Below are 13,370 nucleotides of genomic sequence, written 5' to 3' on the forward strand. Positions count from 1 at the left end.
ACCGCCCGGCCCCCGGCTGCCGGGCGAGTGGCTCCATGCCCTAGTCGGTGGCGGGGTTTTCCGGTGTATGGGGAAGTAGTTCCTCGAGCCCCTGTGGGCTGCGCGCACTTCCGCGTTGTGCGGCCGCCCCGGCGAAGACCACCAATGCGATCCCCACGATCTGCAACAAGCTCGGTGCCTGGCTCAGAATAAGCAAGCCCATCAGCACGCCGAAGGCCGGCTCAATGGCCAGGAGCGTGCCGAAGGCAGTATGCGTCATCCGGCGCAGCGCCAACATCTCCAATCCAAAGGAGACCACCGGGGTAATCAGGGCTATGCCCGCCGCGAGAAGCAGCACCCACCCTGCCGGATTCCCCGCAAGTACCTGCGGAAGCCCCACCGAGGTGGTGAATAGGGCGGCGACGGGGATCGCCAAGGCGAGACCGCTGATGCCGCTAAAGCGGTCGCCGACCAATTGGGTAAAGACGTTATAGAGTCCCCAACAGGCGCCGGCGAGCAGGGCAAAGCCAACTCCCACCAGATCCACTTCACCATGCCAGGGTTCGGTCAGGAGCACCACACCGGCGAGCGCAAGTATCGGCCAGAGCAGTGCACGTAATTTGCGCCCCGCGATACCTGCCACGGTGAGCGGACCGAGGAACTCCACCGCCACGGCCGTGCCCAGCGGGATGCGTTCCACGGCCGCCAAGAAGAAGGTGGTCATGAAGCCGGTGACCAAGCCCAAGGTAAGCAAGGCCGGAATGTCGCGTGCCCGGATCGACCGGAAACTGGGGCGCACAATGAGCAACAGCAGCAGACCGCCGAAGCACATGCGCAGCCACGCCGTACCGGCGGGACCGACCTGGTCGATAACCGTGACGGACAGGGCATTGGAGATCTGGATGAGTAACATGGCCGCAATGGCCAGCGACCACGGCGGCACGGTCTGTGCCCGGGCGCGCATCATCGCACACCGCCTTCGAGGCCAGCACCCTGGGCCGGGGAAACTACCCGGTTTTGGCGGACGGTCGCAATAGCTGCCGGTCCCGAATTATTCATGAGAGCTCTCTTTTCCGCCAGACCTACCGAGACTAGGCTCGACGACGGTCAGGACGAAGTGGGTGGTTTCGCTGCTGTCGTTGACATACGCATGCGGTTGGTCGCCGTGGAAACTCAGTGCGTCGCCCGGGCCTAGTTCGTAGGATTCCTCTCCGGTGTGCACCCGGAGGATGCCGTGCTGCACCTGGAGCAGTTCGCGGGTGCCGGGGGTGTGTGCCGTGCTTTCGTGGCGGTCACCGGGGGCGAGCGACCAGTCCCATAGCTCGACATTGTCCGGTCTATCGGCGCCAGCGACGAGCCTGGCCTGTCCGCCGCGCTCGCCGGACCAGAGCAGTGCGCCCTCGCCGCGTCGGGTCAGCTTGGCCTGCCGCTCGCTGGGTGGCTCGACGAGCGCCGGAAGGCCGACCCCCAGCGCCTCGGAGAGGTGCAACAAGGTGGCGACACTGGGGTTTGCGGCCCCTTGCTCCACGTTGATGAGCATGCGTCGACTGATCCCGGCGGTATCTGCCAGGCGGTCGAGTGTCCACCCTCGGGTTTTGCGTTCGTGTTTGACGCGGGCCCCGATGGCTCGGGCCAGTAGCTGCGCATCCATCTCCATATGGTGCATCATACTGCACTATTTGTGCACTTGTTCCATTCTCATCTGGTGGGTTGCGCCTCGCCACCCACGGTTGTGCCCGCAATTGAACTTAAGTACAAGTCAGCGCTGTACCGAAGTACAACAAGCCGCGCCCGGCTCCTGCGTAACGTCATACCTGTCAGGAAAACAACTCTTCTTCAGGAGGACGAATGCTAGGCCTTCAGCTCACGGGTGTAAGCCGTAGTTTCGGTGGTCACAAGGTACTGCAAGGCGTCGATCTGTCGGTAGCCCGCGGTGAAATTGTTGGATTTATCGGCGGTAACGGCGCCGGCAAAACCACGACCATGCGACTGATTCTTGGACTGCTCTCCGCCACCGAAGGACGTATCGAGTGGGATGGGGAAGCAATCACCGACCAGGTGCGAAGCTCCATCGGATACATGCCGGAGGAACGCGGGCTCTACCCGGAAATGACCGTAGAAGACCAGATCGTGCATTTCGCGCTTCTCGAGGGAAAAAGCCACCAGCAAGCCCGCGCGACCGCCGCCGAGCTCATCTCCTCCTTGGGTCTGAGCACACGTGAACGCACTAAGGTCCAGGACCTGTCGCTGGGCAACCAGCAGCGCGTGCAGCTGGCGGTCTCGCTGGTAGGAGATCCCACCCTGCTGGTGCTCGACGAACCCTTCTCGGGCCTTGACCCACTGGCCGTGGAGACCATGGCGGGACTGATCGCCGATCAAGCCCGGCGCGGTGTCGGAGTTCTCTTCTCCTCGCACCAGCTGGAACTGGTCGAGCGCATCTGCGACCGGGTCTGCGTGCTGGATAAGGGGCGCGTCGTCGCCAGCGGCCCGGTAGACGAGCTGCGCGGCGGGCAAGAATCGCTCTGGAAACTTCGATTTGCCGCCGCACCCAGCGACCGGCTCATCGCAGAACTGTCGATGCTGCCGCACGTCACCCTCGAAGCCCTCGACGATGAACCGGACGCGTTGCTGGTGCACAGCCAACGCGAGGAGGAGCAGATTCCATCCGAACTGCTGGCGGTGCTCATGCGAAACCCCGGATTGCGGGCCATCGAACCACTGCAGCGTTCACTGGCCGAGGTGCTCTCCGAGCGGCTCAGCGCCAGCCTACTGACCGACACCGCCAACGCCTCAGCGGATCTTGAAAGCATTGGAGCCTAACGATGACGGCAACGACAACCCAACTTCTGCCCACCGGTACCCGCAGCACCACGGATCTCGACTCGGTGCGCACCATTATCCGCCGTGAGCTGCTCACCCGCACCGGAAACCGCACCATTCTCACCGCCACCGGCGTGCTGGCCCTCTTAGCCGGACTCGGAGCCGGCATCGGCGGCTGGTTCCTGGTCAACGCCAACCGGGGAGGGGAACCGCTGGCCCTGGACACCCAGCTGTTATTCGCCACCGCCATGATCACGGCCCTGCTCGCCTCGCTGGTCTACTCCTCACAATCCTTAGCCTCCGGGGTGGTCGAGGAAAAATCATCGCGCATCGTGGAGATTCTGTTGACCAAGATCGGTGTCGGACCGCTGCTGGCCGGCAAAATGATCGGCGTCGGCCTGGTGACACTGGGCCAACTACTGACCATTGGCGGGGCCGCCGTGCTCGGATTCAGCGTCGTCGGTGGCTGGACGGTACTAGCCGTCGACGTGGGACCCAGCTTGCTCTGGTTCTTCGTCTGGTTCATCCAAGGCTTCATGATCTTTGCCGGACTGAGCACCTTGCTGGCCTCCACGGTCTCCCGGCAAGAGGACCTGGCCACCGCCTCGACTCCGCTATCGGTGCTGCAGATGGTGCTACTGATTTTGGCCCTCTACATGGTGCCGCAAAATCTCGACGCAGCGTGGGTGAACATCCTCTCCTATGTGCCGCTGTTCTCCTCCTACCTCATGCCGATGCGCTTCGCCCTGAACAGCGTCGGCACAACAGAGATCATTATCGCCGCGGTCATCGCCGCCATTACCGTCCCACTGCTCTTCCGACTGACCACCCGGGTCTACCGCAATAACGCACTGCGGACCGGATCCCGCGTCTCCATCCGCCAGTCCATGGCCTCGGACGACCAAGCCTAAGTATCACCCAACCCACCTCGAAAGGACACACACCATGAGCACCTCCAACACCCAGAACGCCAGCGGCGCAAAGAAACTCCTGAAGAACGCCCTGTGGCTGGTGGTCGGTGTCGTCGCCGCCTACGCGGTAGTCACCTTCCTCTTCTAACGACTCACCGGGAGATCGCATCATGACACGCACCCTTGAGACACCACGCTGGCGGGTAGATCCCACGCTCAGCGCGGCGGCCGCCCGGGCTACCGACCTGTTGGCCGATGCAGGGATCCACGCGGACATCACCGACGTTCAACCCCCAGCCTTCAACGGCCGCAACGGCGCCTGGAGCATGAGCCTGACCTCGGGGCAGCGTATCTTCGTCAAACACATCTCGGCGGAGGTCTCCGGGGACCGAGCCTTCGAACGCTCCGTGGCCTTCGCCGAGTTCTCCCAGCGCCATAGCGCACTGGCACCACATAGCCCTCAACTGATCGCCCACCGCAAAGCCGACGGACTGTTGATCTTCGAACACTGCGGTGGCACCAACCTTGCCGAACTGCTGATCCGGGAAGCAATCCCGGAAGACTTTGCCGCACAAGCCGGACGCCACATGGCACGCCTTCATCGGGCACCCACCGACGGGCTCACCGCCAGCTATCACCCGAGCCCACCGACGCAGATGCTGCGCCACGGGGTCTCACAAGAGCGTTATGTACGATTCACGCTGGCCGAGCTGGCCCTGTGGCCACAACTGCAAGAGGATCAGGCGCTGGTAACCGCCGCCGAGGAACTTCGGGCCTGGGAGGCGGCACACCAGGTAGCCCCCATCCACGGAGATTTGCGACTCGATCAGTTCCACCTCAGCGACGGCCGCCCGGTGCTGCTGGACTGGGAAGAATTCGGCCTCGGAGATCCGGCCCGCGATCTGGGAAGCTTCGCCGGCGAATGGATCTATCGCGCGGTGCTCGACACCGTCACCAGTCGCGGCGGAGCCGGAGCCCCACCACTGAGTTTCGATGCGGCCAGCGCCACCCGGCGCATCACCGAACGCATGGAACACCTCGCCCCACGCATCAGCCAGATGTGGCAGGCCTATCGACTCGAAGCCAAGCGCGAGGATCCCGACCTCGCCCTGCGTGCCACCGCGCACCTGGGATGGCACCTCGTGGATCGAACCATCGCCCGAGCCGCGACCGTCTCCCGGCTGCCGGGTATTGAACGAGCCGCCGCCGGCATCGGGCGGAAAATTCTACTCGCTCCGGCCGCCTATCGTGCGGCCCTGGGATTCTGAAGGAACGACACCAATGAGTAGCATCTGCCTCACCCAGAACTTCCTCGATGTACTCGACGAGATCGAGCTTTCGGTCGCGGAGAACGGTACCGCTGCCACGGTTGGTACCGAACGGATTCAGGCCGGCAGCGAGGCGGAACTACGAGCCGAGTTGGCGGCGGCCATCTACCGAAACCTGCACATCAGGCACTCGGAGACCGCTGCGCAAACACCACCTACCGGCGAACCCGAGCTCGTCGAACGCCTCATCGCAGAGATCCCGCACCGTCAGGTGTACCAGCCGGTGGCTGCACTAGGCCCGCAGCTGGCCGAGACGGGCTCACCGACCCCGGTAGACGTGGCCGGACTCAAGGTCCTGATCCACCCCGAACATCTGGTCCGTGATGCACAAGGAACGATCACCGGGGCGTACTTTCCTAGTTACCGCACTAACACCACACCGGGCTACGTTCTTGCGCTTGGCGAGCACGGACCCGGCCCGGGGGAGATCAGCCGGATTTACATCTCCTCAAGCTCGGCATCGGACACCGTGCGGTACTGGGGCCCGCTGCTCCGGGCGCTAAATGCCACCGGTTGCGGGTACCAGGCCAAGGCACTTTCCACCGCGGCCAGCCACCCGCGATCGGACGCCATCGTCCTCTACCTCCCGCGGACCGACGTGAACGCCGTGCACCTGATCTGCGAAGAAGCTCTCGCCGCGCCGCAGCGCGCGACGACACCCACCTCGATATTTACCGAGGCGCTGGGCGGCCAACTCGCCACCGCACAGGAACCGGCCGACCCGCGCCCTGCCTACCGGGGACTGAGCTTCGGACAACACCGATCACGAGTACTGGCCGAAGCGCTCCTGAGCTCGGCCCGCAGCGGAACCACGCTGCGCGACGCATGGCAACAAGCCGCCAACCAGGCTCGAATCGACCCCGATAATCCCGGACGCAACCTGAACCGGTAGCGTCCGCCACAGATTTCCCAGCGACGCTGGGGAAACCCACCCACCGGCCGGAGCACCGGCCACAACGAAAGGAAAACCATGACCGCCATTAACCTCAACGAATCCAACGTGCAGGGCCTGAACGACCTGGCTGCCGGCCACGACGCCTTCACCAGCGCCGCCGAGATCGGTGCAGACGCCGCCACCGAGGCACCAGCCACCAGCCCGCTGTGTGTCGGCATCATCGTCGGCGCCACCCTCGGCGCCGGCTGCTAGAACAACACCACAACACTCACATCACCTCGCACCACACCGACGGTGCACCGCAACACACAACCAAAGGAATCACAGATGAACAACATCCAGAACCCAAGTGCCGGCCTCTCCGAGCTGGCCGCCGGCCACGACACCTACACCACCGCAGCCGAGATTGGCGGCGAGGCCGCCACCGAGGCACCAGCGACCAGCCCGTTCTGTGCCGGAGTGGTCATCGGCGCCACCCTCACCGTGGGCTGCTAGGCACTTCCTTCACCAGATCCATCACCTCGCACCGGCACGACAACGTATTTAGGTGCATTCTCACGCAACACAACTAACCAAAGGAATCACAGATGAACAACACCCAGATCACCGCCGCTGGCCTTTCCGACCTGGCTGCCGGCCACGACACCTACACCACCGCGGACGAAATCGGCGGCGAGGCCGCCACCGAATCGCCAGCCACCAGCCCCTTCTGCGTCGGTGTCATCGTCGGGGCAACCCTCGGCGCCGGTTGCTAAGCACCTGCACGAACACCACATCATTCACCTCGCACCCATGCGATCACGCTTCTAGGTGCATTCAGTAACAGGAACAACCGAAGGGAAAACCCACCATGACCACCAACACTCCAGCCACCGCCGCCAGCCTCTCCGAACTCGCTGCCGGCCACGACACCTTCACCACCGCAGCCGAGATCGGCGGCGAGGCCGCCACCGAGGCACCGGCGACCAGCCCGTTCTGCGCTGGCGTAGTCATCGGGGCCACCCTCACCGTGGGCTGCTAGCCACACCGAAAGTCTCAGCGGGCGCCGGTCAGCACCGGTGCCCGCTCAGGCACTCACACCACACACAACGAACCGCTGCAGAAGGGCAAGGCCATGAGCCACACCAAGAACTCCACCCGGGCTACGATCTCGGCTGTAAGTCTCGAAAGCTTCGGGTACTCACGCGTTGCGCTGGTGTTGACCGGTTCGGCCATGACGCAGGCGATGCCGTACTGGATCGAGTGGGCCCGAGCAGCGGCACCGGACACGGAATTCCGGGTTATCGTCCGCGAAACCGCCTATCGCTTCACCACACGGCACAACCTTGAATCGCGGCTACGCGCACACGTCCAAGACGACTGCTGGGAAGACGAGATCATTGCCAGTCACATCGAATTGGCCGAGTGGGCCGAACTGATCATCATCTACCCGGCCACGCTGGACTATTCCGCCAAACTTTCCCACTGTGTCACCGAATCCCCGTCGCTACTTGCCGCGCTCTCCACCGAAGCGGTGGTCTGCATCGCCCCGTCCTTGCCGCCGCGCTCCTGGGATAACCCACTGGTTCGCGAGGTCTTCGAACGGCTTCGGAAACCAAAGAACTTTATTGTCATCGATCCGGTGCCCGGCCCCAGCGAATCCAGTGACACCGCGCTAGCCTGGATCCCACCGCTACTTCCCGACGTGCTGCGGCGACTCGAAGAGCACCGAACCACTCACCAACAAGTGAGCGAGGAACGTAGCGCATGATGCCTTGTGCACCGGCGGAACAGGTGCTGCGCACAGCGCGCACCGGACTGCTCGAAACCGTGGTCACCCAAGAAGAGGCCGGCGCACGGTGGATCCACCGTCTGGGGACGGACGCTCCGCGAGATTTCGTCGAGCTACCCATGCAACGGATCGACCGCGACGGTGTGTGCTGGGGGCACGGAAGCACCACCGAGCGGTCCTATAGGACCTGTACCACCCAGGGCCTGACCGAGATCCTGCCGGCGGCGCGGCCCGCCACGCTGGAAAGAATCGGATGGCTCTGGGGTCAGGCCGTGCGCGCGGTGCATGAGCAGGAACTATCCGGCCTCGAAGGGCAGGCCCCACGGACCCTGCTACGGGCCGAGCGCTGGATCACCGGCCGGTGGCGGCCGATGATCGATGTAGTTGGCGCTCGCCGTGCAACCCAGCTTGAACGCTGGGCACAGCACATTGGTCCGCACGCCCCGGAGACGATCTTCGTCCACGGTAGCCCAGGGATGGCGCACTGGACGCTGAACGAGGAAGCAACCGCCGGTGCCCTGCTCACCGGGGAAGACACCGGTTTGGCACACCCGGCTTACGACCTCGCCTGGATCTACGGAGAACTAGCCGAACTAGCGGCCTTCTACCCTTCCCGGCGACCGGCGCTGTACCGGCTGCGCAGCGGCATCGCACAGGGTTACGGAGCGGATCTAGACCCCCAACTTCTGCGCACCGGCATCTCCTATCGCCTAATTCAGCACGCCTTCGATTGGCACCACTACGCCGGTGCTGCGCTACCGCACGCACAACTACTGATCACCGAAGCCCTGAACTATCTTGATCACCCACAGCAGGAGGAGCGGTTATGAGCTGCGCACCAACTATCGATAACCTGACGCTCCGCGGGCTCGAGGCCAAACAATGCACTCTGCCTTCGGGGGCCCGCGTGTTGGCGATTTCCGATCCGCGCGCCAAGAATCTCAGTCTGTCGTTGACCGTACCGGCCGGGATGCGGCATGAACAGGCGATGGAGCACGGCACCATGCACCTGATCGAACACCTGGTCTATCAAGACAGCGCACAGATCGGCGGCCTTGAACGCCAACGCACCGTCGCCGCGGCCGGTGGCACCTTGGGCGGTAACACGCATATGGACTACACCGAATTCTACGAAACCGGACCGGTCGGCTCCGCCACACCGGTGGCGCGACGTCTCATTGAGCAGGTCTTCTACCCGCGTTTAAGCGAAAACCAGATCGAGGAGCAGATTCAGGCAGTTGCGGCCGAACGCGCCCATCGCCTGCACGGCGTTCCTGGGCAGCGGCTACCCTGGCCACACCTGACCGGCCTGTACTGGAGCGACTACGGCTCCGGACATGATGGCAGCGGAGACACCGACCTGCGCGGGCGGGTCCATGCGGAGCAACTTCAACGTATCCATCGGCGGTACTACCGCCCCGAACACTGCGTTCTGGTCGCCCTGACGCCCCGTGATCCGCTGGAGACCGTCGCCGAGTTGGCCGACGTGATGGCCGAGGTGACGGTGGCTGCCCAGGACACCGAGCCTGAGCCACTTCGTACGCCACATGCCGCGCCTAACCCTCCACACGATCAGCACGGGCACGGTGACCGGCACCGGCTGATCGCGGTGACACAGGCCGCGCCGGCGCGTACGGTAACCGATGCGTTCCTTGGCGATACGCTCACCGCCGAGCTCTTGGCCGGCCAGCCGGGAATCGATGCTGCGGCGGGTATTTTTGGCCTCGGGGACAGCACGTTGCCGGATCTTTTTGTCCTGATCGATGACACGAATTTCACTCTTGATCCAGCCGAGCGGCTGCGGGCGGTGAGTACGGCCAAGGAAGAGAAAGTGCAGCAGGCGGTGCGCCGAGCTCACTATCGTGCCCAAAAGTTCGTCGTCGACGACGAACGCCTGGTCCGTACCGTCGCCCGCGATCTGGTGCTGCGCGATTGCCCGGAATTCACCCTGCACCTGAGTGCCCAGCTGGGCGGCTTGCGTCAGGACATCCAGCGTTCGAAGACCCTGATCGACGAATCGTGCCAGCGACTGGCGGGCCAGCCCATGGCCACGCTCACCATCCGTTATGCGTCATGAAAGGTGGACCCGTGAACGCAATACCGAGCACCCGAGAACATTTATCTGTGCAGGATGATCGTGGCGATTACGCCGCCCTGTCACTGGCGATTTCGGCCGAATCAGCCAGCGACCAAGGGTGGAGCCCGGCCCGATTGCAGGAACAGCTCACCTCCGTGGTGCATTCCGACGCGGTTGAACCATGGATCGTAGAGCACCAGTGGAGCCCGGGTGCTCAGATACATCGGTTCCAGCTGGTCGTGCCCAACGCTCAGGCGCAACGTTGGTCCATCGAGGCCCTGTACCCGGTGTTGAATGCGTTGCCTTCGACGGTGCCGGTGGTGCTGGCCCAAGCCGGTGCGGCCGCAAGCATCGAGGCGGTGTCCGAGCTGGCCGAGCAATTTCCCGGTGTAGCCCTTCCACTACCGGAGCCTACTCGTAGCATGCTGTCCCAGCGCAGAGAGGCCGGATATGAGCAAAGCACGATCACCGGAGCTGACCCGGCGGGCACTATCGGATCTGCGGCTACCTTTGCCGCGCTATGTGCGGTCATGGCTGCGGGAGCACCGGATGTGCAGGCAGCTCTCAAAGCGGCCGGCGACCCGTCGCAGGTGGCGTTGTCACGGCGAACGCAGCAGGGCTCACCGAGTATCGAGTGGACGGTGATCACTCGGGCGGAATCGAGTTTGCAGGCCCTCGACCTCGTGCTCGAAGTTCTTACGGTGATGGCTCAGCGCGCTCAGGCCGCGCCCGAGCACATCTTGCGTTTCGCCTACGCCAATCTCTGTCGTGCATGGCTCTCGCCCACGTCGCTGGCTGGCACTCTGGCGGAATACGCGGCGATGGGTTGGGGAGGTGAGCTCATCCAGGATCCCGCATCGGTACGAAATGTCAGCGGAGCCGAGCTAGCTCAGGCGCTCGGGCAACTGGGCAGACCGATCCGCGAAGTGCTGGGGCACCCCGAACGGTAATGGTCGGCGCGAGCGTGTCTAGGCTAGCGAACTTGGGTTCTTGCCGAGATCTACCAATCCGTTTTGAGCGGCGAGCACCAAGATCTGTACCCGGTCACGGACGCCGAGCTTTTCCATGATTTTCACGAAACGGGCCTTGATCGTAGATTCCGTGACGAATAATTCCTGGCTCATCTCGCGATTGTTTTTGCCGCGCGCCAACAACTGGATGACCTCGAGCTCTTTATCGCTGAGCGCGGCCAGTAGCTGCTCATCGGGCTGGACATGCGAAGGCACCGACTCCTCCAGACCCTTCACCACAAATCGCGTCACCTCGGGGGAGAGCACCGAATCGCCGTTGGCCACCGCGTGCACCGCCGCGATAATTTCCTGCGGTTTGGTGTCCTTCACGAGGTATCCGGAGGCACCGGCACGGAGCAGATCGACCACATAACGGTCCGTGGCAAAAGTGGTGAGTCCGAGAATGCGAATCTCGGGGTGACGGGTGTGGATGGCGGCCGTCGCCTGCACACCGTCGGCCCGCGGCATCTGCATATCCATCAAAATGACATCGGGGCTCAAAGCTGTTGCCTGTTTTGCTGCGGCAAGCCCATCGGCGGCCTCGCCCACCACTTCAATACTGGGGTCGGAACCGAGGTAGTCCTTGAGGATTTCTCGGGTCATCGGTTCATCATCTACGAGCAAAACACGGGTCATGAAATAGCTCCTTGATTGGCTGGGTCGAGTGATTGTTCCTTGAACGGCAGGGTGATGGCTACCGACCAAAAACCGTCCTCAGTGTTCGTGTTGAGGGTGCCGCCGAAGACCTTGCAGCGGGTGCGCATGGCCTCCAGCCCGGTGCCCGAGGAGGTCAGCCGACGTTCTTTCGATACGGCGTTGCGCGAACTCAAGGTGACTTGACCGCCACGTACCGTCAGCCGGAGCGAGACCTGCTCTGCAGGGTCGGCGTATTTGAGCACATTGGTGCCGATCTCTCGCACCGTGCGGCGCAATACCTGACACAGGCTGGTGGCAAGCACGGAAACCGGCCCCTCGACTTCCAGTAATACCTGATAACCGGAACGTTCGATGGCGTCCGCGACGTGGCGGACATCGTGGACCAACGCGGTGGCATTAGTTGTTTCGCCGGAGGGAGTGAAGTGCTGTTCCTCGTCGGTGCTGTCGAGAATGTCGTGTTGCTTATCGGATTCGTGCTCCTTGAGCAGGAGCACGAGGCTACGGAGATCTTGCAGTGTTTGCGACGCGGCATCCCCGATCTCCGAGAGGATTCGCGAGGTTTTCTCCGGGTCGTTCGTGAATTCTGCACGACGGGCCTGCATGGCGATGATGGTCACTTCGTGGGCGACGATGTCGTGCAATTCGTGGGCCAAGAGCGTGCGCTCTTGTTCACGCACCTTCAGTTGAGCCTCACGAAGCTCGCTCACGTGTTGTTCGCTACGTTCGGCCTTGGTCCAGAAAGCACCTAGCCCGAATCCTGCCGCAACGGCTAACACCGTCAGCAGTGCGAGCAGGGCGACCATCGGGGCAGTGTCTGGAGCAGTGAGTGTGCAGACCAAAAACAAGGCAAAGGTCAGCCCGGTGTAAAAAGCCCCCGCCGCCCTGGGCAACGTGGCTGTCGCGATGGCCGAGACGATCAACGTAGCGACTGCGAAAGCCGCGAGCACCGACATCGTTGCGCCCATGCCAATGATCACCAGGAATACAAGCAGCCACGAAATAATTCCGGGCAGTGTGCCAGCGATGAGCAAGAGCAATGGGAGATAGGGCAGGAAGAGTTCCACCCACCCGCGGGCCGTACCCAGGTTGACGGTTCCGAGAAAGAGATCGCTGATGAAAAAGAACAGGAACAGCACGACGATGAATGCCTTAAAGAAGGCACCGCCGGGTACGGGGCGGATTTGGTTGATCCAGCGGGTTCCTCGATCGCTCACTTCCACATCATAGGGTCAGGTTCGGTAGCTCTAGCAACTTATCGAGAGAGTATTTCTGCACTTTTGATCAAAGGCGAATTGAACTTAAGTACAGAAGTATTGATCCAACGATGCGACATTCTGAACTTGTTGGAAGTTGAAAAGGCAAAAAGCGCAAAGGAATTGGATCGTCAATGTTGAAATCAGTCGCAGCAATTTCTCTTAGTTTCTCAGCTCTGGCCGGTGTTGCTATGCCGGCGGCTACCCCTAGCGTGGAAACCGAAGCCATGGAGCAGATCTCGGTATCGAGCACGCATGTTGCTGGCGAGGTTGCCGATCCCGCGTTCCGAAATATCTGGTGCGGCCTCTTCAATAATTGCTGAGTCACGGCGCAGCGCACCACACGCCAAGCAGCGCAGGTTGCCTCAGATCCGCCCCGGGAGACCGCGCGGGGTCCGGGAGCAGCGGTTCAAAGAATATTTAGGTGGCACGAGTTCTGTTGGTGAGATTTAAGCGCAGAACTCGTGCTTAACCGTCTGGCGCGGCGGTCGCTGCGCCAACCTGCCCTAAGCGATCATTCGCCGTGATGACTGTTCGGGATCAGGGCACCGAGCGGCTTGTCCCTGCGCGACGTGCGACACGTGTAGTTGTGACTATTGACATCTTTGCCATCCTCGGGAACACTATGTAATCGATTCCATGGAATCGATTACATGTGAGCAAAGGGGC

The 13,370-nt window shown here is 62.6% G+C and carries 17 protein-coding genes; 13 read left to right on the plus strand and 4 right to left on the minus strand.

Annotated features, from left to right (window positions below; translation table 11 throughout):
* Nucleotides 1-40 precede the first annotated feature (40 nt).
* Together ACYU0X_RS04170 and ACYU0X_RS04175 are read right to left on the minus strand one after the other, a co-directional pair.
* Nucleotides 41-943, minus strand: a complete 903-nt coding sequence (locus ACYU0X_RS04170) for an EamA family transporter (RefSeq protein WP_418909298.1) — start codon at nucleotides 941-943, stop codon at nucleotides 41-43.
* Between the two features lie 87 nt (nucleotides 944-1,030).
* A complete protein-coding gene (locus ACYU0X_RS04175) occupies nucleotides 1,031-1,636 on the minus strand; it encodes a helix-turn-helix domain-containing protein (RefSeq protein ID WP_461902183.1) in 606 nt (201 codons plus the stop codon).
* Between the two features lie 191 nt (nucleotides 1,637-1,827).
* Here ACYU0X_RS04175 and ACYU0X_RS04180 point away from each other — a divergent pair, with 191 nt between their 5' ends.
* The 12 genes from ACYU0X_RS04180 (at nucleotide 1,828) to ACYU0X_RS04235 (ending at nucleotide 10,731) form a co-directional block, all read left to right on the plus strand.
* On the plus strand, nucleotides 1,828-2,799 hold the full coding sequence (locus tag ACYU0X_RS04180) for an ABC transporter ATP-binding protein (RefSeq protein WP_418908556.1): 972 nt from the start codon (nucleotides 1,828-1,830) through the stop codon (nucleotides 2,797-2,799).
* Nucleotides 2,800-2,801: 2 nt separating this feature from the next.
* On the plus strand, nucleotides 2,802-3,710 hold the full coding sequence (locus ACYU0X_RS04185; RefSeq protein WP_461902184.1) for an ABC transporter permease: 909 nt from the start codon (nucleotides 2,802-2,804) through the stop codon (nucleotides 3,708-3,710).
* Nucleotides 3,711-3,880: 170 nt separating this feature from the next.
* Nucleotides 3,881-4,978: a class V lanthionine synthetase subunit LxmK gene (gene lxmK, locus ACYU0X_RS04190; protein WP_461902185.1), complete on the plus strand. Its 1,098-nt coding sequence runs from the start codon at nucleotides 3,881-3,883 to the stop codon at nucleotides 4,976-4,978.
* A 13-nt stretch (nucleotides 4,979-4,991) separates the two neighbouring features.
* Nucleotides 4,992-5,930: a T3SS effector HopA1 family protein gene (locus ACYU0X_RS04195; RefSeq protein ID WP_461902186.1), complete on the plus strand. Its 939-nt coding sequence runs from the start codon at nucleotides 4,992-4,994 to the stop codon at nucleotides 5,928-5,930.
* A gap of 78 nt (nucleotides 5,931-6,008) precedes the next feature.
* Complete coding sequence (locus ACYU0X_RS04200; protein ID WP_309408503.1) at nucleotides 6,009-6,185, plus strand: LxmA leader domain family RiPP; 177 nt, start codon at nucleotides 6,009-6,011, stop codon at nucleotides 6,183-6,185.
* Between the two features lie 75 nt (nucleotides 6,186-6,260).
* Nucleotides 6,261-6,428 (plus strand): LxmA leader domain family RiPP, encoded by a 168-nt coding sequence (locus ACYU0X_RS04205; protein ID WP_309408501.1) that lies wholly within the window; start codon nucleotides 6,261-6,263, stop codon nucleotides 6,426-6,428.
* Nucleotides 6,429-6,520: 92 nt separating this feature from the next.
* The gene (locus tag ACYU0X_RS04210; protein ID WP_418908560.1) at nucleotides 6,521-6,688 is read left to right on the plus strand and encodes an LxmA leader domain family RiPP; all 168 of its coding nucleotides are present in this window, start codon (nucleotides 6,521-6,523) and stop codon (nucleotides 6,686-6,688) included.
* A 95-nt stretch (nucleotides 6,689-6,783) separates the two neighbouring features.
* Nucleotides 6,784-6,954, plus strand: coding sequence for an LxmA leader domain family RiPP (locus ACYU0X_RS04215; RefSeq protein ID WP_418908561.1), 171 nt, complete (start codon nucleotides 6,784-6,786; stop codon nucleotides 6,952-6,954).
* Nucleotides 6,955-7,047: 93 nt separating this feature from the next.
* Nucleotides 7,048-7,683 (plus strand): flavoprotein, encoded by a 636-nt coding sequence (locus tag ACYU0X_RS04220; RefSeq protein ID WP_418908562.1) that lies wholly within the window; start codon nucleotides 7,048-7,050, stop codon nucleotides 7,681-7,683.
* The gene (locus ACYU0X_RS04225) at nucleotides 7,680-8,534 is read left to right on the plus strand and encodes a phosphotransferase family protein (protein ID WP_418908563.1); all 855 of its coding nucleotides are present in this window, start codon (nucleotides 7,680-7,682) and stop codon (nucleotides 8,532-8,534) included. Before ACYU0X_RS04220 ends, ACYU0X_RS04225 begins: the two co-directional genes overlap by 4 nt.
* Entirely contained in the window at nucleotides 8,531-9,781 is a 1,251-nt protein-coding gene (locus tag ACYU0X_RS04230) for a M16 family metallopeptidase (protein WP_461902187.1), read from the plus strand. The genes ACYU0X_RS04225 and ACYU0X_RS04230 overlap by 4 nt, the downstream gene beginning before the upstream one ends.
* A gap of 11 nt (nucleotides 9,782-9,792) precedes the next feature.
* Entirely contained in the window at nucleotides 9,793-10,731 is a 939-nt protein-coding gene (locus ACYU0X_RS04235) for a hypothetical protein (protein ID WP_461902188.1), read from the plus strand.
* A gap of 18 nt (nucleotides 10,732-10,749) precedes the next feature.
* On the opposite strand, the gene ACYU0X_RS04240 is transcribed toward ACYU0X_RS04235, so the two are convergent.
* Nucleotides 10,750-11,427 carry a response regulator gene (locus ACYU0X_RS04240; RefSeq protein ID WP_418908566.1) on the minus strand — a complete coding sequence of 226 codons (678 nt, stop codon included), beginning with the start codon at nucleotides 11,425-11,427 and terminating at the stop codon, nucleotides 10,750-10,752.
* On the minus strand, nucleotides 11,424-12,662 hold the full coding sequence (locus ACYU0X_RS04245) for a sensor histidine kinase (RefSeq protein WP_461902189.1): 1,239 nt from the start codon (nucleotides 12,660-12,662) through the stop codon (nucleotides 11,424-11,426). The genes ACYU0X_RS04240 and ACYU0X_RS04245 overlap by 4 nt, the downstream gene beginning before the upstream one ends.
* A 173-nt stretch (nucleotides 12,663-12,835) precedes the next feature.
* On the opposite strand from ACYU0X_RS04245, the gene ACYU0X_RS04250 reads away from it, so the two are divergent.
* A complete protein-coding gene (locus ACYU0X_RS04250) occupies nucleotides 12,836-13,024 on the plus strand; it encodes a hypothetical protein (protein ID WP_461902190.1) in 189 nt (62 codons plus the stop codon).
* Nucleotides 13,025-13,370: the final 346 nt, after the last annotated feature.

The organism is Glutamicibacter sp. X7, assembly GCF_054889245.1.